Source organism: Streptomyces sp. NBC_00385 (assembly GCF_035917155.1).
Classification (GTDB): Bacteria; Actinomycetota; Actinomycetes; order Streptomycetales; family Streptomycetaceae; genus Streptomyces; species Streptomyces poriferorum.
Genome location: NZ_CP107951.1, coordinates 552,512 through 573,378, shown reverse-complemented (window position 1 = coordinate 573,378; position 20,867 = coordinate 552,512). Strand labels below are relative to the sequence as shown.

General features: G+C 69.3%; 19 protein-coding genes. 16 read left to right on the top strand and 3 right to left on the bottom strand.

All coding sequences use genetic code 11. The features are described from left to right. Positions 1-66 precede the first annotated feature (66 nt). Positions 67-1,002 (bottom strand): hypothetical protein, encoded by a 936-nt coding sequence (locus OG959_RS02590; protein ID WP_326656331.1) that lies wholly within the window; start codon positions 1,000-1,002, stop codon positions 67-69. A gap of 945 nt (positions 1,003-1,947) precedes the next feature. Between OG959_RS02590 and OG959_RS02585 the strand changes: the two genes are divergently transcribed. From OG959_RS02585 to OG959_RS02520, 14 genes are all read left to right on the top strand, one after another. Then, positions 1,948-2,946, top strand: a complete 999-nt coding sequence (locus tag OG959_RS02585) for an ABC transporter ATP-binding protein (RefSeq protein ID WP_326656330.1) — start codon at positions 1,948-1,950, stop codon at positions 2,944-2,946. Then, a complete protein-coding gene (locus OG959_RS02580; RefSeq protein ID WP_326656329.1) occupies positions 2,943-3,809 on the top strand; it encodes an MlaE family ABC transporter permease in 867 nt (288 codons plus the stop codon). The genes OG959_RS02585 and OG959_RS02580 overlap by 4 nt, the downstream gene beginning before the upstream one ends. A 3-nt stretch (positions 3,810-3,812) precedes the next feature. After that, the gene (locus OG959_RS02575; protein ID WP_148016908.1) at positions 3,813-4,616 is read left to right on the top strand and encodes an MlaE family ABC transporter permease; all 804 of its coding nucleotides are present in this window, start codon (positions 3,813-3,815) and stop codon (positions 4,614-4,616) included. Continuing rightward, positions 4,616-5,941, top strand: a complete 1,326-nt coding sequence (locus tag OG959_RS02570; RefSeq protein WP_326656328.1) for an MCE family protein — start codon at positions 4,616-4,618, stop codon at positions 5,939-5,941. Before OG959_RS02575 ends, OG959_RS02570 begins: the two co-directional genes overlap by 1 nt. Continuing rightward, positions 5,938-6,969 carry an MCE family protein gene (locus OG959_RS02565; protein ID WP_326656327.1) on the top strand — a complete coding sequence of 344 codons (1,032 nt, stop codon included), beginning with the start codon at positions 5,938-5,940 and terminating at the stop codon, positions 6,967-6,969. Before OG959_RS02570 ends, OG959_RS02565 begins: the two co-directional genes overlap by 4 nt. Then, positions 6,966-7,985: an MCE family protein gene (locus OG959_RS02560; RefSeq protein WP_326656326.1), complete on the top strand. Its 1,020-nt coding sequence runs from the start codon at positions 6,966-6,968 to the stop codon at positions 7,983-7,985. The genes OG959_RS02565 and OG959_RS02560 overlap by 4 nt, the downstream gene beginning before the upstream one ends. Position 7,986: 1 nt before the next feature. After that, the gene (locus OG959_RS02555; protein WP_326656325.1) at positions 7,987-9,102 is read left to right on the top strand and encodes an MCE family protein; all 1,116 of its coding nucleotides are present in this window, start codon (positions 7,987-7,989) and stop codon (positions 9,100-9,102) included. Then, complete coding sequence (locus tag OG959_RS02550) at positions 9,099-10,265, top strand: MCE family protein (RefSeq protein WP_326656324.1); 1,167 nt, start codon at positions 9,099-9,101, stop codon at positions 10,263-10,265. Before OG959_RS02555 ends, OG959_RS02550 begins: the two co-directional genes overlap by 4 nt. Next, positions 10,265-11,527 carry an MlaD family protein gene (locus tag OG959_RS02545; RefSeq protein ID WP_326656323.1) on the top strand — a complete coding sequence of 421 codons (1,263 nt, stop codon included), beginning with the start codon at positions 10,265-10,267 and terminating at the stop codon, positions 11,525-11,527. The genes OG959_RS02550 and OG959_RS02545 overlap by 1 nt, the downstream gene beginning before the upstream one ends. After that, positions 11,524-12,045: a hypothetical protein gene (locus OG959_RS02540; RefSeq protein ID WP_326656322.1), complete on the top strand. Its 522-nt coding sequence runs from the start codon at positions 11,524-11,526 to the stop codon at positions 12,043-12,045. Before OG959_RS02545 ends, OG959_RS02540 begins: the two co-directional genes overlap by 4 nt. Then, entirely contained in the window at positions 12,042-12,698 is a 657-nt protein-coding gene (locus OG959_RS02535; RefSeq protein WP_442805528.1) for a hypothetical protein, read from the top strand. The genes OG959_RS02540 and OG959_RS02535 overlap by 4 nt, the downstream gene beginning before the upstream one ends. A gap of 82 nt (positions 12,699-12,780) precedes the next feature. Next, positions 12,781-13,311: a nuclear transport factor 2 family protein gene (locus OG959_RS02530; protein WP_442805527.1), complete on the top strand. Its 531-nt coding sequence runs from the start codon at positions 12,781-12,783 to the stop codon at positions 13,309-13,311. A 39-nt stretch (positions 13,312-13,350) separates the two neighbouring features. After that, entirely contained in the window at positions 13,351-14,073 is a 723-nt protein-coding gene (locus tag OG959_RS02525; protein WP_326656321.1) for a hypothetical protein, read from the top strand. Positions 14,074-14,094: 21 nt separating this feature from the next. After that, positions 14,095-15,354, top strand: a complete 1,260-nt coding sequence (locus OG959_RS02520; RefSeq protein ID WP_326656320.1) for a lytic transglycosylase domain-containing protein — start codon at positions 14,095-14,097, stop codon at positions 15,352-15,354. Between the two features lie 19 nt (positions 15,355-15,373). Here the strand turns inward: OG959_RS02520 and OG959_RS02515 are convergent, their stop codons facing one another. Beyond that, a complete protein-coding gene (locus OG959_RS02515) occupies positions 15,374-16,438 on the bottom strand; it encodes an ATP-dependent DNA ligase (protein ID WP_326656319.1) in 1,065 nt (354 codons plus the stop codon). A gap of 97 nt (positions 16,439-16,535) precedes the next feature. On the opposite strand from OG959_RS02515, the gene ligD reads away from it, so the two are divergent. Together ligD and OG959_RS02505 are read left to right on the top strand one after the other, a co-directional pair. Beyond that, positions 16,536-17,546 (top strand): non-homologous end-joining DNA ligase, encoded by a 1,011-nt coding sequence (gene ligD / locus OG959_RS02510; protein WP_326666169.1) that lies wholly within the window; start codon positions 16,536-16,538, stop codon positions 17,544-17,546. Continuing rightward, positions 17,543-18,646: an ABC transporter permease gene (locus OG959_RS02505; protein ID WP_326656318.1), complete on the top strand. Its 1,104-nt coding sequence runs from the start codon at positions 17,543-17,545 to the stop codon at positions 18,644-18,646. The genes ligD and OG959_RS02505 overlap by 4 nt, the downstream gene beginning before the upstream one ends. A 15-nt stretch (positions 18,647-18,661) precedes the next feature. On the opposite strand, the gene OG959_RS02500 is transcribed toward OG959_RS02505, so the two are convergent. Continuing rightward, positions 18,662-20,821, bottom strand: coding sequence for an OmpL47-type beta-barrel domain-containing protein (locus tag OG959_RS02500; RefSeq protein ID WP_442805722.1), 2,160 nt, complete (start codon positions 20,819-20,821; stop codon positions 18,662-18,664). Positions 20,822-20,867 lie beyond the last annotated feature (46 nt).

Sequence of the window (20,867 nt, the reverse complement as noted above, 5' to 3'; positions counted from 1 at the left end):
GGTACAACGAAGGGGCCACCTCCACAAGGAGAGTGGCCCCTTCAGGGCTTCGGGGCGCGAGGGTGCTTACTGCGCCGCCGAGTGCCAGTACTGCGACAGCAGCTTGCCCGCGTTCGGGGAGGTGTCGCGGGGCCTGTTCACCGTCGCCACGTAGGTCTGGGCATTGTCCAGGGTGACGTTGTTGTTGCCGGAGGCCGACGGCAGGCCCGTCTTCAGGTTCACCGCCCAGTTCAGCGCGCCCAGCAGGCCGCAGCCGTTGGTTCCGGGGACCGCGTAGGTCGTGTCGCTCTGAGTGGCACCCAGGAGGTTGAGCCGGTTCAGCGGGCCGGTCGCGTCCGTAGTTCCGTCGCCGGCGAACTTCAGGCTGCTGACGGCCGGCTGGGTCAGGTTCTGCGGCTTGAGCAGGATCGGGTTCGAGGCGGAACCGATGTAGCACTTGTCGCCGAGGAGCGGGTTCTCCAGATGGATCCGGACCGGCAGGGTGACGATCGGCTTCCCGGTGGTCGTCCCCGCTACGAGCTGGAAGTCGGTCGGGGTGTTGACCGATTCGAGGGTCGCCGTCACCCGGTTCAGGTTGACGTCGGTGAGCGTGTTGCAGATCCCGGTGATCACGGGAACGTCGCTGGGGCACATCAGGCCGAGCAGCCCGCCCGGCACCTTCGCGGAGTCTGCGACGAGCGCGCCCCCCTCGGGGGAGACCACGGTCGACAGACCCCCTGGATGGGTGATCACGCCGATCTGGAGGTCGCTGGAACCGACCGGTACCACGGTGTTGCCCAGCTTGATGGAGCCGCTCTCCGAGTGGGAGGAGACGCAGATGGAGCTGTCCGTCGCGCCGTCCACCGCCAGCATGGCGGGAGCGTCCACCGGACAGCGGCTGAAGGGCGCCCAGTTGCCGTTCAGCGTCGTGGCGGCCGTGGCCGAACCCATCGACGCGACGGCGGCGAATGCGGTGAAGGAGGCCAGAAGCCCCACACGTGCCCGGTTCGAGCCAGTTCTCATGTCGTCCCCTTTGAGGAATGGAGGCGGCCGCGTCGACGCGGCCGGGTGAACCCGGAGTTGCTCGATCTGTCCGCGCCGGTCCCGAAGCCGGCCCAATGGGGTGACGGCATAGGGGTGCGCAGCGAAATTGCGTGAGGATTACGGGAGAAGGGGCTCGCGGCGGACGTCACCGGCACGGAATCCCCTTCATCGAGCCGTGACGTTACTGGCGGGAAACCCTGCGGCACAATCCCGCCGTTTGAGAAACTGTCCGTGAATGGGGCATCTCGTTCACGGGTGAGTACGCGCCACGCCCTTCTTGTCACATCGTGCGCAGGCCATCGCCGGCATCCGCGGAACGGTGTTGCGCGACGTATACGGAATCCATGTTCTCACTTGTGTATTCGGGCCGGTCCGGACGCCCGTGACGTGGTGTCCGCGATCCTTCTTCCTTCGCCGGGAGGGCCGCGAAAGTTATCACTCGTCGACAGTTTTCCGGGCCCGGCTGCTCAGTCGGTGCGCAGAATGCCGCCGCTTTGCGCACTCGCGCGAAAACTTGAAGTACTGGTATTGCGAGCCAGGTTACCCGGCCGTAACGTCGCCCCCGTCAGCAACTCGTCCGGCACGTCCGGAGATTGCTCACCCGTCAGGAGGGGAATCCAGGCACGCCCCCAGTGCCCGGGTTCCCTGTCCGGGAGCCCCCACCCCCGAATCTTCACACGGGCGGAGCTCTCATTCCGGGGCTCCGTGTCCCAGGCCCCCCTGGGGCACGGAGCCCCGGCCTGCATCGTCCGCTGTGGGTGCGCAGTTGTTTACAAAGTTCGAACCATGTTTTGTCACCGGATGACAAGTGAGTCGGATCTTCACGAATTGGCTGTTCAAGGGCTTGTCCCGACGGTGTCGGTGAACTTAACGTGCGCCCCTCGGCGCACTTCTGTCACTTCGTGAGCGCATGCAGGAGGTGGGATGGGAATCGAAGTAGTGGTCGAAGGCCTTACCAAGTCTTTCGGCAAGCAGAACATCTGGCAGGACGTGTCGCTCACGCTTCCCGCAGGCGAGGTCAGTGTCATGCTCGGCCCGTCGGGGACGGGAAAGACCGTCTTTCTCAAATCCATCATCGGCCTGCTCAAACCTGAACAGGGTCGGGTTCTTGTCAACGGCGTCGACATGGTGAACGGTTCCGAGCGGGACATCATGGAAGCCCGCAAGCTCTTCGGCCTCATGTTCCAGGACGGTGCGCTTTTCGGCTCGATGTCGCTCTTCGACAACATCGCGTTCCCGCTCCGGGAGCACACCCGTAAGAAGGAATCCGAGATCCGCCGCATCGTGATGGAGCGGATCGACGTGGTGGGTCTGCTGGGCGCCGAGGACAAGCTGCCCGGCGAGATCTCGGGTGGCATGCGCAAGCGGGCCGGCCTGGCCCGTGCGCTCGTCCTGGACCCGCAGATCATCCTCTGCGACGAACCCGACTCCGGACTCGATCCGGTCCGCACCGCTTTCATCTCGCAGCTGCTCGTCGACCTGAACGCCCAGATCGACGCGACGATGCTCATCGTCACCCACAACCTCGACATCGCCTCCACCGTCCCGGACAACATGGGGATGCTGTTCTGCCGCAACCTCGTCACCTTCGGGCCGCGCGAGGTGCTGCTCACCAGCGATCTGCCCGTGGTCAACCAATTCCTCGCCGGGCGGTGCGAAGGCCCCATCGGCATGTCCGAGGAGAAGGACGCCGCCACGCTCGCCGCCGAGGAGCGGGGCGGCTACGGGCAGGGCATCAGTTCGGCCAACGCCCCGCGCACCGTCGTCCCGCAGCTGGAGCCCTCGCCGGGCCTCCCGGTGCGCCAGGGCGCCCTGCGCCGCCGGGAGCGGGTCATGTCGATGCTGGGACAGCTGCCGGAGGCGGCCCGTACCGCCATCCTCAACAGCTACAGCCCGGCAGCCGCGGGCGGTGGGCGCCCGTGACGGCCCCCATGCCGGTGATACCCCCGGGGCCGCCGGGGGACCGGCCCCCGAATCCGGCCCCGCTCCCGAAGAAGGCGCCCGAGGCACCGCGCCCCAGCAAGGCCCTCGCCCCGCTGCGCGAGACCGGCCGGCTGTTCGCCCTGGCCGGGACCGTGTGCCGGGAGACCTTCCGGCGGCCTTTCCAGGTGCGGGAGTTCATCGAGCAGTTCTGGTTCGTCGCCAGCGTCACGATCCTGCCCGCCGCCCTGGTCTCCATCCCGTTCGGCGCGGTCATCGCCCTCCAGGTCGGCTCGCTCACCCAGCAGCTCGGCGCCCAGTCGTTCACCGGCGGTGCCAGCGTCCTCGCCGTCATCCAGCAGGCCAGCCCGATCATCGTGGCGCTGCTGGTCTCCGGGGCCGCGGGCTCGGCGATCTGCGCCGACCTCGGATCGCGCAAGATCCGCGAGGAGCTCGACGCGATGGAGGTCATGGGCGTGTCGCCCGTACAGCGCCTCGTCGTCCCGCGCGTGCTGGCCACCATGCTGGTCGCCGTCCTGCTGAACGGCCTCGTCTCCGTCGTCGGCACGCTCGGCGGCTACTTCTTCAACGTGATCATGCAGGACGGCACCCCGGGCGCCTATCTCTCCAGCTTCTCCGCCCTGGCCCAGCTGCCCGACCTGTACGTCAGCGAGATCAAGGCCCTCATCTTCGGCTTCATCGCCGGCATCGTCGCCGCCTACCGCGGCCTGAACCCGCGTGGCGGTCCGAAGGGCGTGGGCGACGCGGTCAACCAGTCCGTCGTCATCACCTTCATGCTGCTGTTCTTCGTGAACATGGTCCTCACGGCGATCTACCTCCAGATCGTCCCCGCGAAGGGGAGCTGACCGATGTCGATGCTCAGCTGGCTCGACCGATCGGGTGACCAACTCACCTTCTACGTACGAGCACTGGTCTGGATCCCCCGCACCCTGCGCCGCTACCTCAAGGAGGTGCAGCGGCTGCTCGCCGAGGTGGCCTTCGGCAGCGGCGGCCTCGGCGTCGTCGGCGGCACCATCGGCGTCATGATCGCGATGACCCTGGCCACCGGAACGGTCGTCGGACTCCAGGGGTACGCCGCCCTCAACCAGATCGGCACCGCGGCCTTCACCGGCTTCATCTCCGCCTACTTCAACACCCGTGAGATCGCCCCGCTCGTCGCGGGCCTCGCTCTCTCCGCGACCGTCGGCGCCGGCTTCACCGCGCAGCTCGGCGCCATGCGGATCAACGAGGAGATCGACGGACTGGAGTCGATGGGTGTGCGCTCCATGCCGTACCTCGTCACCACCCGCATCATCGCCGGGGTCGTCGCCATCATCCCGCTGTACGCGATCGGGCTGCTCTCCTCGTACGTCGCCTCCCGCTACGTCACCGTCCTGTTCAACGGGCAGTCCGCGGGCACGTACGACCACTACTTCAATCTCTTCCTCTCCCCGCAGGACGTGCTGCTGTCGGTGCTCAAAGTGCTGATCTTCAGCGTGATGGTGATCCTCGCGCACTGCTACTACGGCTACCACGCCACCGGCGGACCCGCCGGAGTGGGCGTGGCCGTGGGCCGCTCGGTGCGCAACGCGATCGTGCTGATCAGCGTCACCGACTTCTTCCTCTCGCTCGCCATCTGGGGCGCCACGACGACCGTGAAGGTGGCCGGCTGATGACATCCCGGACCACAAGGAGCACCAGGGCCGCGAGGACCGCGGGCCGCAGAACCGCGGGGGTCGCGTTCTTCCTCGTGCCCGCCGTACTCATCTGGGTCTCGGTCTCCGTGTACGAGAAGGACTTCGTCCACGACGCGACCGTCACCGTACAGACGTCGAGCGTGGGCAACGAGATGCACGACAACGCCGACGTGAAGCTGCGCGGCGTCGTCGTCGGGCAGGTCCGCAACATCGCGGCCGACGGCGAAGGTGCCCGCCTCACCCTGGCGATCAAGCCGGACAAGCTCGACCGCATCCCGGCCGACGTCACCGCCCAGATGCTGCCCACCACGCTGTTCGGCGAACGGTTCGTGGCCCTCGTGCCGCCCGCCGTACCGTCCGCGCAGACGCTGCGGGCCGGGGCCGTCATTCCCCAGGACCGCTCCAGCAACGCCCTCGAACTCGAAGAGGTCCTCGACAACGTCCTGCCCCTGCTGACCGCGGTGAAGCCGGAAAAGCTCTCGGCCACCCTCAACGCGGTCTCGCAGGCACTCCAGGGCCGTGGCGAGAAGCTCGGCGACACCCTCGTCACCCTCGACGCCCACCTCAAGAAGTTCAACCCCCAACTCCCCACGCTCAACGAGGACATCAAGCAACTCGTCAAGGTGAGCGCGCTGTACGCGGACGCCGCCCCCGACGTCCTGGACGCGCTCACCGACTTCACCACCACCAGCGGCACCGTCGCCGAACAGCAGGCCGAACTCGCCGACCTGTACGGCTCCACCACCGCCTCCGCCCGGGACCTCACCGCGTTCCTGGAGAAGAACAAGGACAACCTCATCCGGCTCGCCACCTCGGGCAGGCCGACGCTGGAGACCCTCGCCACGTACTCCTCGGAGTTCCCCTGCACCCTGCGCACCATCGCCGGGTTCGTGCCGGCCATGGACAAGGCGCTCGGCAAGGGCACCGACCAGCCGGGGCTCCACGTCACGCTCAAGACCGTGCCCTCGAAGGGGAAGTACGTGGCGGGCAGGGACACCCCGGTCTACAACGCGACCGGCGGACCGCACTGCTACTCCGTCCCGTACGTCGGCCAGAGCGTGCCGACCGCCGACGCCCGGACCGCCGCGGACAACAGCAGCACCGCGGACCCGGAGGCGACCGCCCCCGAAGAGGTACCCGCGGCCGACGCGTCCCTCGGTATGCCCAACTCCCCGCAGGAGAGCCGGCTCGTGAACGAACTGGTCGCTCCCTCACTGAAAGTCCGGCCGCAGGCCCTGCCCGAGTGGAGCAGCGTGCTCATCGGTCCGGCCTTCCGCGGTGTGGAGGTGAAGCTCAAGTGAAGCGCCGCTCCCTCGCGGGACCGCTCGCGAAATCGATCGTCTTCATCCTGGTGACGGTCCTCGCCACCACGGTGCTGGGACTCTCCATCGCCAACACCGGTGTCGGCGACACCCGTTCGTACCGCGCCAGGTTCACCGACGCGACCGGACTCATCGTCGGCGACAGCGTCCGGATCGCCGGCGTCAAGGTCGGACAGGTCGAGTCCATCAAGGTCGCCGACCGGCGGCTCGCCGAGGTCCGCTTCAACGTCGAGAAGAGCCGGAAGCTGCCGGCGTCGGTGACCGCGTCGATCAAGTACCTCAACATGGTCGGCCAGCGCTACATCGACCTCGACCAGGGCGCCGGGCCCGTCGGGAAGAGCTTCACTGCGGGCGCCACCATCCCGCTCTCGCGGACGACTCCGGCCCTGGACCTCACCCAGCTCTTCAACGGCTTCCAGCCGCTCTTCGAGGGGCTCTCCCCGCCCGACGTCAACCAGCTGGCCGGCTCCATCGTCCAGGTGCTCCAGGGCGAGGGCGGCACCATCGACAGCATCCTGCAGCACGTCGGATCGCTGACCGGCACAGTCGCCGCCAAGGACGAGGTGATCGGCGAGGTGATCAAGAACCTCAACACGGTCCTGAAGACCGTCAACGACCGTGAGGCCGGGTTCAACGACCTCGTCGACACCCTCCAGGCGCTCGTCACCGGATTCTCGGGTGACCGCAAGCCGCTCGGCGAGGCCGTCACCGCGATGGGCGCCCTCACCACGGTCACGGCCGACCTGTTCAAGGACGGGCGCGCGCCTCTCAAGGAGGACATCAAGCAGCTCGGCCGGCTCTCCGACCGGCTCGGCGACAACTCGCCGAAGATCGAGAACTTCCTCCAGAGGACACCGGCCAAGATGGAGGCGATCAGCCGCCTCGCCTCGTACGGCTCATGGCTCAACCTCTACCTCTGCGAAGCCAAGGTCGGCGGAGTGACGACCAGCGACGGCAGCACCCCGCCGACCGGCATCGAGATCACCCAGCCGAGGTGCCTGTCATGAGAATCAAGCCCGTACGCGACCGCAACCCCGTCGCCGTCAGCCTCGTCGGACTGCTCGTGCTCGCCCTCCTGGGATACGGGGCCTACCGCGCCGACTCCCTGCCGTTCATCGGTGACGGCACCACGTACAGCGCCGACTTCACCGAGTCCGCCGGACTCGACGAGGGCGACGAGGTGCGGATCGCCGGCGTGAAGGTCGGCAAGGTCACCGGGGTCTCCCTCGAAGGCGCCAAGGTCAAGGTGACCTTCAAGGTCAAGGACGCCTGGATCGGCAACGCCAGCACTGTCGGCATCGCCATCAAGACGCTCCTCGGCGACAAGTACCTCGCCGTGGACCCGCTCGGCGAGTCGCCGCAGAACCCGGACGAGCGCATCACGGCCGGCCGCACCACCTCGCCGTACGACGTCACCCAGGCCTTCAACGGGCTGGGCGAGACCATCGAGGAGATCGACACCGCGCAGCTCGCCAAGAGCTTCGAGACGATCTCCGCCACGTTCAAGGACTCGCCGCCGAACGTGAAGAGTGCCGCCAAGGGGCTCTCCGCCCTCTCCAAGACGGTCTCCGAGCGTGACGCACAGCTGGCGACCCTGCTCAAGGGCAGCAAGCAGCTCACCAAGACCCTCGCCAACAAGAAGAGCAGCTTCGAGACGCTCCTGGAGGACGGCAATCTGCTCCTCGGCGAGATCCAGGCCCGCCGCGACTCCATCCACCTGCTGCTCACCGGCACCCGCGACCTGGGCACCCAGCTCACCGGTCTCGTCGCCGACAACAACAAGCAGCTGAAGCCCACGCTCAAGGCGCTCGGCCGGGTCACGGCGGTACTGAACAAGAACCGCAAGAGTCTCGACAAGGTGCTCGCGCTCTCCGGCTCGTACAACAGGCTCGTCGGCAACACGCTGGGCAACGGCCGCTGGTTCGACAACTACGTGTGCGGTGTCGTCCCGAAGAACTACCTGCCCGCCAACACCCCGCCGGCGACCGGATGCATGCCTCCCAAGCAGGAAGGCGGGAGCTGAGATGAGACTCACCCGCATCATCGGCATCGGGGCCGGCCTCGCGGTCGTGGCCGTCGCGGCCACCACCGGTGTGATGGCCATGGAGGAAGAGGGCACGACGACCGTCACCGCGTACTTCGACCAGGCGACCGGCGTCTACGCCGGATCCGACCTGCGGATCCTCGGCGTACAGGTCGGCACCGTCGAGTCGGTCGAACCGCGCGGCAAGGACGTCAAGGTCGTCCTGCGGGTCGACAAGGGCATCCAGGTCCCCAAGGACGTGCACGCCGTCGTCGTCGCCCCCAGCCTCGTCGCCGACCGGTACGTGCAGCTCGCCCCCGCCTACACCGGGGGAGCGGTCCTCGCCGACGGAGCCGAACTGCCCGCCGAGAAGAACGCCACACCGGTCGAGGTGGACCAGCTCTACGAGTCCATCACCGAGATCTCCGCCGCGCTCGGCCCGGACGGGGCGAACGCGGAGGGGGCCTTCGCCGGTCTCCTGGACACGGGCGCGAAGAACCTCAAGGGCAACGGCAAGGACATCGGCGACTCCATCGAGCAGTTCGGCAAGGCGACGAAGACGCTCGACAGGAGCAGCGGGAACCTCTTCGACACGCTGGCCTACCTCCAGACGTTCACCACGATGCTGAAGGACAACGACAGCAACGTACGTACGGCCGAAGACCAGCTGAACTCCGTCACGGGCTTCCTGGCGGACGACAAGAAGAACCTCGGGGCCGCGCTCAAGGAGCTCGGCACCGCCCTCGGCCAGGTCAAGACGTTCATCAAGGACAACCGGGGCGCGCTCAAGGACAACGTCGACGCCCTGGTGCCGATCACGCAGACCCTCGTCGACCAGCGTGCCTCCCTGGCCGAATCGCTCGACACCCTGCCCCTGTCGGCGGGCAACGTCCTGAACGCGTACGACCCGGCGAACCGCACCCTCAACGGCCGGACCGACCTCAACGAGCTCAGCATGGGCGGTCCTCTTCTGGCGCCGTCCATCAGCCTCGAAGGGCTCTCGCCGGTCGACGCGGAACAGCAGCGGGCGCTGCCCTCGCTGCCCCTGCCGGCCGTGGGCACCGTCTACGGCACGACGCAGGACAGCAAGAACGACAAGAAGGGGGCGAACCAGTGAGCCGGACCCTGCGCAGACCCGGCGCCCTCGCGACCACGGGCGCATCCACGCTGATTGCGTTCGGCCTCTGCTGCACGCTCCTCGTCACCGGATGCGGAGCCCCGAGCTTCTCGGGGATCGAGGACGTGCCGCTGCCCGGCGGCGCGGACCTCGGCGACCACCCGTACGAGATCACGGCGGACTTCGGGGACGTACTCAGCCTCGCCCCGCAGTCCTCGGTCAAGGTCAACGACGTCGCCGTGGGCCGCGTCACCAAGATCTCCCTCGCCCCGGACACCTGGCAGGCCCGGGTCACCATGAAGGTCAACGGGAAGATCAAACTGCCCGCCAACGCCTACGCGCACCTGGAGCAGTCGAGCCTGCTGGGCGAGAAGTACATCCAGCTCTCGCCCCCCGCGAGCGGCACCGCCGTGGGCACCCTCGCCCCGGGCGACCGGATACCGCTCACCCGGACCAACCGCAACCCGGAGGTCGAGGAGGTGTTCGGCGCCCTGTCGATGCTCCTCAACGGCGGTGGCATCAACCAGCTGAAGACCATCACCACCGAACTCAACAAGGCGCTGACCGGTCAGGAACCCCAGGTCCGGTCCATGCTCAGGCGCGTCGACACCCTCGTCACCAATCTCGACAACCACCGCGGCGACATCACCGCGGCGCTCGACGGCGTCAACCGGCTCTCCACCACGCTCGCCACCCGCAAACAGGACGTCGGTACGGTCCTCACGAAACTCAGCCCCGGGATGAAGGTCCTGGAGAAGCAGCGCGGCTCGCTCCTGACGATGCTGCGCTCCCTGGACACGCTCTCCACCGTCGCCGTCACCACCATCAACAAGAGCAAGGCGGACACGATCGCCGACCTGAAGGCCATCGCCCCCACCCTCAGGGCCCTGGCCGACTCCGGCAACGACCTGCCCGACTCCCTCCAGGTGCTGCTCACCTACCCGTTCACGGACGAGGTGCTGCGCGGTGTGAAGGGCGACTACCTCAACGTGTACCTGGACATGACGGCAGAACCCGGCACCCAGATCATTCCCGCCTACGAACCCGAGCCGGAGCCCACGGAAGAAGCGAAGGCGGTCGCCGGGGCGGGGCTGCCGCTGCCCCTTCCCGCGACCTCGGCGCCCGCGACTTCGACGGCTTCGGTCCCTGAGGGGAGCAACTGATGATCACCCTCGCCATCCGGCTGAAGAACATCGCGTTCCTGATCATCGCGGTGCTGGTGCTCGGCTATCTGGGCGTGCGCTACGCCGATCTCGGCCACTACGTGGGCATGCGCGACTACTACACCGTGAAGATGCAACTCCCGCGCACCGGTGGCCTTTTCACCCACTCCAACGTCACCTACCGCGGTGTCTCCGTGGGGCGCGTCGGCCCCATCGAGCTCACCGACGACGGCGTGGAGGCCGAACTGCGGATCAAGAAGTCCGCGCCGTCCATACCCGACGACCTGAAGGCCGTCGTGGCCAACCTCTCCGCGGTCGGCGAGCAGTACGTCGACCTGCGGCCGACCCGCACCGATGGCCCGTTCCTCGCCAACGGCTCGGTCATCGACCAGGCCGAGACCACCGTCCCGGCACCGGTGACGAACGTCCTCACCAGCGTCAACGACCTGGCCTCCTCGGTCGACCTGGAGTCTCTGCGCACCGTGGTCGACGAGTTCGGCACCGCGTTCTCCGGACGCGGCGACGACCTCCAGGTCCTCCTGGACACCGGCAGCGAGTTCGTCGAGGCGGCCGACGAAGCACTCCCCGTCAACACCAAGCTGATGGTCGACGGCGAGACCGTCCTGCGCACCCAGGCCGAACAGGGCGAGGCCCTCAAGGGCTTCGCCTCGGGAGCGAAGGAACTGGCCGCCCAGCTGAAGGGCTCGGACACCGACCTGCGCAGGCTCATCGCCGCCGGACCCGACGCGACCGGGCAGATCAGCGGGCTGCTGCGCGACCTCGACCCGAACTTCGGGGTCGTCGTCGCCAACCTCCTCACCACGTCGGACGTCGCCGTCACCCGGCAGCGCGGACTGGAGGAACTCCTGGTGAAGCTCCCCGCCGTCGCGGCGGCCGGTGCCAGCGCGGTCGACGAGGACGGTGCCCGGTTCGGAATGTCGGTCACCTTCTTCGAACCCCTGCCCTGCACCGCCGGCTACGGCGCCACGAAGTACCGCAACGGGCTCGATCTCGCACCCGCGCCCGCGCTCAACACCAAGGCCCGCTGCACCTCCTCGCCCGGCACCGGGATCAACGTCCGCGGCAGCGCGAACGCCCCGAAGGGCGGCGCCCTGCCCACACCGGCGAGGCCCGGCACGCTGCTCCTCGACGACAGCGCCGAGGACCGGCTGCCCGGGGTGCTCGGGGTCCCGGCGGACAGCGCCCCCGCAGCCGGCGGAATGGCCGGACTGCTGGGCCTGGGACAGGGAGGCGGCTCATGACCTCCCGTAACCGCACCCTCAGCGGCTGGGCCGTTCTCCTCGTCGCCGCGCTCGTCTGCGCCCTCGGAGGCTGGTCGTACGCCCAGGCGCGCGGCGACGACGACCTGGCGTACGCCAAGAGCCGGGACGCCGCGCTGGCCGACGGCAGGGTGGACCTCGCCCGGCTCAACAGCCTCGACGGCAAGGACGGCGCGAGCGTCGACGCGGGTCTCGCCGCCTGGCTCGACGCGTCCACCGGCCCGCTGCACGACCAGCTGAAGCGCACCCGCAAGAAGGATGCCGCCGAGCTGAAGAAGTCCGGCGCCACCGCGCGCGGGAAGGTCACCGACGCGGCGCTCACCGAAGTCGACGAACGGACGGGCACCGCGTTGATGATCGCCACCGTCGACGTCGAGGTCACCCCGCGTACCGGAAAGGCCGGCACCGAACGCAAACGCTTCGAGGCCACGCTCGTCCGGACCGGGGACGGCTGGAAGATCAAGGCGCTCACGGCGCTCGGCATAGGGGGCGGCGCATGAAGCCGGGGAGCGGGACCACGACGGACGTCGTGACGGATGAGACGGACCGGGAGGGCGCGGAGGAAAGCGGCGTGCCCGGAACCGCCGAGCGTGCGAGCGACGACGACAACGGGGCCGGTGCCTTCGAGGGTGACGAGACCGGAGCCGGGCCCGCCCGGCGGTGGCCCCGCGTGCTGGCCGGAGTGCTCGTCGTCGTCCTCCTCGCGGCCGGTGGCGCGTTCTACGTCGCGGGCCGGCAGCTCCGAGACACCCCCGCCACCTCGAACAAGGCGCTGACGGACAGCGCGGCCACCACGCAGGTCGCCGGCGATGTGACCAACGCGCTCGGCAAGGTCTTCTCCTACGGTCCCGGCGATACCGCCGCCACCAAGGCCTCCGCGCAACAACTCCTCGCGGGCAAAGCCCTCCAGCAGTACGCGGCGCTCTTCGGACAGGTCGAGAAGCAGGCGGCCGACCAGAAGCTCACCCTCACCACCCATGTCGTACGCGCCGGGGTGACCCGGCTGACCCACGACAGCGCGCACCTCCTGGTCTTCATGGACCAGGTCTACGAACGCCAGGGCAAGGCCGCGAGCACCGCGGCGGCGCAGCTGTCCGTCACGGCACGACTCCAGGAAGGCCGCTGGACGATCGTGGAGATCGACGCCCGATAGCGCGGCACTCCGACCGCACCACGTACGACCGCACCACATGGCACCAGGCACAGCACAGACAGGCCGGCAGGGAGAGGCAGCGATGGCACGGGTACGGATGACGAGGAACCCGCTGGTGGCGGCAGCGATCGTGCTGACCGTCGCGGCGGCCGGTGCCGCGGGCTGGGGCGGAGTGTCCCGGTACCAGGCGGCGCACGACGACTCGGCGGCGTACGCCCAGGTCCGCGATGACGCGCTGGCCGCCGGCGAGCAGGCCGTGCAGAACATGAACACGCTCGATCACGAGCAGCTCGACAAGGGGCTGGACAGCTGGGAGGACTCCACCACCGGGGACCTGCACCAGCAACTCGTCGACGGGCGGGACGGGTTCGTGAAGCAGATCCAGGAGGCGAAGACCGTCAGCACGGCCAAGGTGCTGTCCGGCGCGGTCACCGAGCTCGACGACCGGGCCGGCAAGGCGGGCGTGATGGTGGCGCTGCGGGTGACCGTGACCGCACCCAAGGGCAAGCCCGCGGTCAAGGAGAGCCGGATGCTGGGCCAGCTCACCCGCACCTCCGAAGGGTGGAAGCTCAGCGCCCTCGGCCAGGCGCCCGTCGGCAACACCGCCGGCTGACGCCACCGACTCCCACCCCGCACCGAGAGGACCCCGGACATGTCGACGACCCGTCACCTCGTCAACCGGCAGCGCCGCCTGGCCACCGTCGCCGCCGAACGCACCGCCGCACCCACGCCCGTACGCAAGCCCGTGGAACCCGAAACGGTCGCGGAGGAGGCACTGGACGAGCCGGAGCAGGAGGAGCAGAAGGAACAGAGGGACGAAGAGGAGAAGGAACCGCCCTCCGTCCGGCCGCCCCGCCCCCGTCTCCGGATCACGCTGCCCGCCGTGCTCTGCGCCCTCACGGTCCTCCTCGGCGCCTTCGCCGCCTGGGCGTTCACCTCGGCCGCCACCCTGAACGACGAACCGGGCCGGCAGAACACCGCACTCACCGACATCGCCCGCACCAGCGAGGTGAAGGGGCAGATCACCGAGGCCGTCGGCGCGGTGTTCTCGTACAACTACGCCTCGCCCGCCAAGGCCGACGCCGCGGTGAAGAAGTACCTGACGGGCAAGGCCGTCCAGCAGCACGAGGACATGCTCGCCGAGGTACGGGCGCAGGCGCCGAAGCAGAAGCTCGTCCTCACCACGACCGTCACCGAGAGCGGTGTGGAGCTGCTCGACGGCGACCGCGCCCGGCTGATCATCTTCGCCGACCAGAGCAACACCCGTACGGGCAAGTCCGAGGAGACCACGTACGCCGCGGCCATGTTCGCCGTGGACGCTGTTCGCCGGGGCGGCACCTGGCGGATATCTGCCATCGATACGTTCACCCGGTGACCCGGGGAGAGGAGAGCACGCATGAGGTTCAACGGCACCATGCGCCGCGGAATCGGCGGCACCGCAGCCGCCGTCGCCGCGATGGCGGCCCTCACCGCGTCCCAGGCACCGGGACTCGTCGCGCACGACGAGGCGCAGCAGCGGAACACGGAGACGGACGAGGTCAAGTGGTCGCAGGTACCCAACGACGACTCGTACCACACCGAACTCCCGCCCCTGAAGAGCCCCGAGCCGCCGAAGCCCGGCGTCAAGCAGAGCAAGGCCGCTGTCCAGTCGTGGGCCGAGGCGGGCATCCCGTCCACGGTGCTCGCCGCCTACCGCAAGGCGGAGAGCGCGCTGGGGCGCAGTGACCCGGGCTGCCGGCTGCCGTGGCAGTTACTGGCGGCGATCGGCAAGGTCGAGTCCGGGCACGCGGCCGGCGGCCGGGTGGACACCCACGGCACGACGCTCTCCCCGATCCTGGGGCCGGTGCTCAACGGCGCCGGGTTCGCGAACATCCCCGACACGGACGGCGGCGCGTACGACGGGGACAGGACCTACGACCGGGCGGTCGGCCCGATGCAGTTCATCCCCTCGACCTGGGCGCACTGGGCGAAGGACGGCAACGGCGACGGGCGCAGCGACCCGAGCAACATCTACGACGCGTCCCTGGCCGCCGGGTCCTATCTCTGCGCCGGCACCCGCGATCTGACGGTGCGCGCCGACCTCGACCGGGCGATCCTGAGCTACAACCACTCGGACACCTATCTGCGGACCGTGCTGTTGTGGGTGGCGTTCTACCGCAACGGCATCCACGTGGTGCCCGACGGCCAGGGGACGGTGCCCAGGAGCCCCGGCGCCGGCAGCCCGAACGTGCCGAAGCACCCCGTGGGCGGGCCGGGCACGGGCGGCGACGACGGCGACGGCGGTGGCGGCATCGTGGTCGGCCCGCAGCCCAGCCACTCCACGCGCCCGACCGCACCGGGAACCGTGGACCCGGGCACGAGCCCCTCGCCGGGCGACACGGACTCCCCGGACCCCGGCGGTTCCACGGATCCGGGCGCCACGCCCGACCCCACCGACACCGGCTCCGCCAGTCCCGACCCGACGACGACCCCCGACCCGGGCACCACTCCCGATCCCGGCACCACACCGCCCGACCCGGGAGAGCCCGGCTGCCCGACGGACCCCGCGTCCCCGGACCCGACGGACACGGCGGGCACCACGGAGACGCCCGCGCCCGACCCGACGGACACCGAGGAGCCGTGCTCCACGGCATCGGTGCCGCCGGCCGCCGACTGAGACCCGGCGGGGAGTGGTCTCAGCCGCCCGCCGACAGCACCTCGGCCAGGTCGTACCGCACCACCTCTTCCAGCTGCGCGTACGTGCAGCTGTCGGGGGTGCGGTCCGGCCGCCACCGGCGGAACTGGGTCGTGTGCCGGAAGCGGTCGCCCTCCATGTGGTCGTACGCCACCTCCAGGACCCGCTCCGGACGCAGCGCCACCCAGGACATGTCCTTCTTCCCCGACCAGCGGCTCGGGGCGCCGGGCATCCGGGATCCCTCGTGCGCCTCGGCGTTTCCCCAGGAGCCCCACGGGTGCCCGGCGACATCGGTCACCAGGGGTTCGAGCTCGGTGACCAGTTCGGCGCGGCGCTTCATGGGGAAGGCCGCACAGACGCCCACGTGCTGCAGGGTCCCGTGCTCGTCGTACAGCCCAAGGAGCAGCGAGCCGACGACCGGACCGCTCTTGTGGAAGCGGTAGCCCGCCACCACACAGTCGGCGGTCCGCTCGTGCTTGATCTTGTACATGGCGCGGGTGTCCGGCCGGTACGGCAGATCGAGCGGCTTGGCGACGACCCCGTCCAGGCCCGCCCCCTCGTACCGCTCGAACCACTCCTGCGCCACGGCCGGATCGGTGGTCGACGGAGCGAGATGGACCGGGGCCGAGGCGTCGGCGAGCGCGGCCTCCAGTACCGTCCGCCGGTCCGACTGCGGGGTGTCCAGGAGCGAGTCGTCGCCCAGTGCGAGGAGATCGAACGCGACCAGGCTGGCCGGCGTCTGCCCGGCCAGCAGACGTACCCGTGAGTCAGCCGGGTGGATGCGCTCGCTCAGCCGGTCGAAGTCAAGCCGGCCGTCGTACGCCACCACGATCTCGCCGTCGACGACACAGCGTGGCGGCAGATTCTCCCGGACCGCGGTGACCACCTCGGGGAAGTAGCGGGTCAGAGGCTTGCCGGTACGGCTGCCGATCACGACCTCGTCCCCGTCCCGGTGCACGATCGCCCGGAAGCCGTCCCACTTCGCCTCGTACTGCATGCCCGGCGGGATGCGTTTCACGGACTTCGCGAGCATCGGCTTCACAGGCGGCATCACCGGCAGATCCATGCTCCGATTGTGAACCGTGAGGCGACCGGAGTCTTCCGATATGCGGCATATGTGTGCCCCGCCTACCGTGGCCGACATGGCAGCAGCGGGCAAAGCGGTGGAGCTGGACGCAGCGGGACGGGCCGTACGGCTGTCCAGTCCGGACAAGATCTACTTCCCTGAGAAGGGCTACACGAAGAGGGACGTGGCCGAGTACTTCCTGACCGTGGGCCCCGGGATCCTGCGCGCCCTGCGCAACCGGCCCACCACGCTCCAGCGGTTCGTGGACGGGGTCGAGGGCGAGTTCTTCTACCAGAAGCGCGCCCCGAAGAACCTCCCCGAGTGGATCCCCACCACGGAGATCTCCTTCCCCAGCGGCCGGTCCGCCCGCGAGATGTGCCCCACCGAGGTCGCCGCCGTCATCTGGGCGGCCAACCTCGGGACGCTCACCTTCCATCCCTGGCCCGTCCGCGGCGGCGACACCGACCACCCCGACGAGCTGCGCATCGACCTGGACCCGCAGCCCGGCACCGACTACTCCGACGCCGTCCGGGCCGCCCATGAGCTGCGTGCGGTCCTGGACGAGCACGGGCTTCGCGGCTGGCCCAAGACGTCCGGCGGCCGGGGCATCCACGTCTTCGTGCCCATCGAGGCCCGCTGGACGTTCACCGAGGTCCGGCGGGCGGCCATCGCGGTGGGGCGCGAGCTGGAGAGCCGGATGCCCGACCGGGTGACGACCGCCTGGTGGAAGGAGGAGCGCGGCGAGCGGATCTTCGTCGACTACAACCAGACGGCCAGGGACCGCACGATCGCCTCCGCCTACTCCGTACGCCCCCGCCCGCACGCCCCGGTCTCCGCCCCGCTGCGCTGGGACGAGATCGACGACGCCGAGCCGCGCGACTTCGACATCCGGACCATGCCCGTGCGCTACGCGGAACTGGGCGATGTGCACGAGGACATGGACCAGGAGGTTTTCCGGCTCGACTCGCTGCTGGAGCTCGCCGACCGCCACGAGAGCGACGGCGGTCCCGGCGACCTGCCCTACCCGCCGGAGTACCCGAAGATGCCGGGCGAACCGAAACGTGTACAGCCCAGTCGCGCCCGCCACGACGAGGACGACGACGCATGAGCACATCCGGCCGGGAGCCCGAGGCGCACCACGATTCACCGCACGAGGCACACCACGGGGCGCACAGCAGGCCGCTGACCAGGGGAGAGAAATGGGCGGCGTACAAGGAGTCGCCCTACTTCCCGGCGACGGTCCTGGTGTTCATCCTCGCGGCGGCCGCGGGGCTCTTCGCCGGTTCGTACACGTACGCCATGGCCAATCCGACCCCCCACCGGATTCCGACCGCCGTGGTCAGCCAGCCGGACACCGCACGCGGCAAGGAGTTCGTCGCCGCGATGGACAAGGCCCTCGACGCCTCGCTCGTCATCCACGTCTACCGGACGCCGGCCGCGGCGCGCGAGGCGCTGGAGGAACAGGAGGTCTTCACGATCGTGCGCTCCGGAAGCCGCGGGGTGGGGCTCGACGTGGCCAGTGCCTCCGGCGCCGCCGTCGCCCAACTGCTCGCCGAGTCCGCCGTGAAGGTGGGGGACACACTGGATATCCCCGTTGCCGTCGCGGACGTCAAACCGCTCCAGAAGGGCGATCCCCGCGGACTCGCGCTCTTCTACATCTCGCTCGCCGCCGTGATCGTGGGATTCGTCGGCTCCATCCAGCTGAGCGTGCACGCCAAGGGCCTGATCCCCCTGGAACGGATCGCGTTCACCATCGTCTACTCGCTGCTGGGCGCCTTCGCCATCGCCGCGGTGGTGGACTGGCTGCTGGGCGCCGTCGATCTGCCCTTCGCCGAGTCGTGGCTGATCCTGGCGTTCACGATGTTCACTTCGGGCATGGTCTTCACCATGTTCAACACCCTGATGGGGCGCTGGGCCATGCTTCCCACCTGGGGTGTGATGGTGCTGCTGGGGAACCCGTCCTCCGGCGGGGCCGTGTCCTGGCCGCTGCTGCCCTCACTGCTCGGGCACATCGGACGCTGGCTGCCGCCGGGCGCCTCCGTCAACGCACAGCACACCGCGGTCTACTACCAGGGCCACCAGAAGCTCTTCCCCTTCCTGGTGCTCGCGGTCTGGTGCCTGGTCTCCATCACGGTCTTCTGGGTGTGGCGCCACCGGCACCCGGGAGGCCGCGACCACATGCCGGAGCATGCGGCCGCGGCCACCTGATGCCGAACGGTGCTGTTACAGCTCCTTGATCCGGATGTCCCGGTAGGAGATCACGTCCGAGGTGCTGTGGACCTGGAGCCCGATGTAGCCGGAGGCGTACCGCCGGCCGTCGGTGCCCGGGTCGTCACCCCGCGGCGGTTCGAAGACCTGACCGCCGGTGTTGTCGAACTCGTTGAGCAGGACACCGTTGCGGTAGATCGAGTAGTGCTGGTCCACCACCCGGATCTCGTAGTCGTTCCAGGTGCCCTTGGGGGTGACCCCGGCGCCCGCGAGACCCACCCGGTCGAAACCGTAGACGGAGCCGGTCTTGTACATGTCGCCGTCCGGCCGGTCGTTGACCTGGATCTCATGGCCGTACTTGATGGCGACCCACTCCGGATTCGGCTCCTCCGGATTGTCGTGGACGTTGGGGAAGCGTACGAACACCCCGCCGTTGGCGTTGCCCGTGCCGGGGGCGTCGTCCCGCCACTGGAGCTTCAGCGAGAAGTCCCCGTACTGGCGGCCCGGGAACCACAGCATGCCCATGCCGTCCACCGTGGTGGAGCTGGTGATCGCGCTGTCCGCCTCGTTGAGCGCGAACTGCCCGCCACCGACCTGCTGCCACTTGGCGAGCGAGGCGGCCGTGCCGTCGAAGAGCTTGCTGTAGCCCTCGTCCTGGCCCGGCTTGCCGATGCCGGACTGCTTGGCCGCCCGGTAGATCTTCTTGTGCTCGCGGGCGTCGATCACCCCGGCGGTGAGCAGCTTGTCGAGGACCGTGTCGACGTGCTTGAGGAACAGCGCGTGCGAGGACCAGTCCTTCTCGTCCTCGATCAGCTCGTTGATCGTGCAGCGGTTCCCGGTGATGCGGTTGGGGACCCCGGTGTCGACGGTGCCCACGATGACGGTGAGGCGTTCGTCGAACTCCGGGCAGTTCGGCGCCGGAACGCCGCCGCTCTGCGCGATGGTGAACGACGTCCGCTTCGCCTCGGAGGTGTTCCCGGCCTTGTCCGTGGCTCGGTGGGCGACCGTGTGGTAGCCGGTCCGGTCGACGATGACGGTGGCCGTGTACGCGAGGTACGGGCCGCCGTCCAGGGAGTACTCGACCTTGTCCACCCCGCTGTCGGCGTCGGTCGCGGTGACCGTCACCTTGGCACTGGTGAGGTAGGCGCCGTCCGAGTTCTTGTCGCCCTCGACCTTCGCGGACGTCTCGGGCGCCGTCGTGTCCTGGGTGGGAGGCTCGACGACGGTGAAGTCCACCGCCTTCTCCGCGGCCGCGTTGCCGGCCTTGTCGGTGGCGCGGTAGCGGACCTTCTGCGCCCCCACCTCGTGGACCATCACGGGACCGGCGTACGCCTGCCAGACGCCGTCCGCCCCGAGCGCGTACTCGATGGTGTTGACGCCCGAGCCGGTGTCGGACGCGGTGACGGTGACCGTCGCCATGCCCAGGTACTGCCCCTGGTCGTCCTTCTCCCCGGACACGGTCGCCGAGGTCTCGGGTGCCGTCGTGTCGTCCGTCGGCGGAGCGGCGACCGTGAACTCGGCCGTCTTCTCCGCGGCCGCGTTGCCGGCCTTGTCGGTGGCGCGGTACCGGATGACGTGCGCGCCGACCTCGTTCACGACGACCGGCACGGTGTACGGCTGCCAGGCGCCGTCCGCCCCGACCGCGTACTCGACGGTGTCGACTCCCGAACCCTCGTCGGTGGCGGCGAGGGTGACCGTGGCCTGACCGATGTACGCGCCGTCGGCGTTCTTGTCGCCGTCGACCTTCGCCGAGGTCTCGGGCGCGGTGGTGTCCTCACCGCCGCCCCCGTCGGTCACGGTCAGGATGCCCTGCATCGCCTCATGCCCCGGCATGGTGCAGTGGTAGAAGTACCGGCCGGGCGAGAGGGTGACCTCCGCCGTCTGCTTGCCGCCCTGGTCGTCGCCCGGGTTGGCCAGCAGGTTCAGCGGGACGTCGTTGTTGAACTCCGGGTCCGACACGCTGAACGTCAGGGTGTGCGGCATGCCCGTGGTGTTGCCGGTCGCCTCACTGTTCTCGAAGACGATGGTCGCCTTGCCGGCCACCGCCGTCTTCGGCGCGGAGAGGTAGTGGTCGATGGGGTCGCCCGCCGTCCAGGTCAGCACCTGGTCGGCCGCCGCGTCCGCCGGTGCCGCCGCACGGCCGTACGCCGCCGTCGACGTCAGCCCCAGCACCATCAGGAACGACCCCAGCAGCGCGAGCCACAGGCGCGCGGGCCTCAGC

Coding starts and splice junctions, on each gene's coding strand:
- OG959_RS02535 (WP_442805528.1), top strand. CDS start 12,042: ATGAAGCCGGGGAGCGGGACCACGACGGACGTCGTGACGGATGAGACG.
- OG959_RS02545 (WP_326656323.1), top strand. CDS start 10,265: ATGATCACCCTCGCCATCCGGCTGAAGAACATCGCGTTCCTGATCATC.
- OG959_RS02505 (WP_326656318.1), top strand. CDS start 17,543: ATGAGCACATCCGGCCGGGAGCCCGAGGCGCACCACGATTCACCGCAC.
- OG959_RS02520 (WP_326656320.1), top strand. CDS start 14,095: ATGAGGTTCAACGGCACCATGCGCCGCGGAATCGGCGGCACCGCAGCC.
- OG959_RS02530 (WP_442805527.1), top strand. CDS start 12,781: ATGGCACGGGTACGGATGACGAGGAACCCGCTGGTGGCGGCAGCGATC.
- OG959_RS02555 (WP_326656325.1), top strand. CDS start 7,987: ATGAGACTCACCCGCATCATCGGCATCGGGGCCGGCCTCGCGGTCGTG.
- OG959_RS02585 (WP_326656330.1), top strand. CDS start 1,948: ATGGGAATCGAAGTAGTGGTCGAAGGCCTTACCAAGTCTTTCGGCAAG.
- OG959_RS02570 (WP_326656328.1), top strand. CDS start 4,616: ATGACATCCCGGACCACAAGGAGCACCAGGGCCGCGAGGACCGCGGGC.
- OG959_RS02515 (WP_326656319.1), bottom strand. CDS start 16,438: ATGGATCTGCCGGTGATGCCGCCTGTGAAGCCGATGCTCGCGAAGTCC.
- OG959_RS02525 (WP_326656321.1), top strand. CDS start 13,351: ATGTCGACGACCCGTCACCTCGTCAACCGGCAGCGCCGCCTGGCCACC.
- OG959_RS02575 (WP_148016908.1), top strand. CDS start 3,813: ATGTCGATGCTCAGCTGGCTCGACCGATCGGGTGACCAACTCACCTTC.
- OG959_RS02590 (WP_326656331.1), bottom strand. CDS start 1,002: ATGAGAACTGGCTCGAACCGGGCACGTGTGGGGCTTCTGGCCTCCTTC.
- OG959_RS02560 (WP_326656326.1), top strand. CDS start 6,966: ATGAGAATCAAGCCCGTACGCGACCGCAACCCCGTCGCCGTCAGCCTC.
- OG959_RS02500 (WP_442805722.1), bottom strand. CDS start 20,821: ATGGTGCTGGGGCTGACGTCGACGGCGGCGTACGGCCGTGCGGCGGCA.
- OG959_RS02540 (WP_326656322.1), top strand. CDS start 11,524: ATGACCTCCCGTAACCGCACCCTCAGCGGCTGGGCCGTTCTCCTCGTC.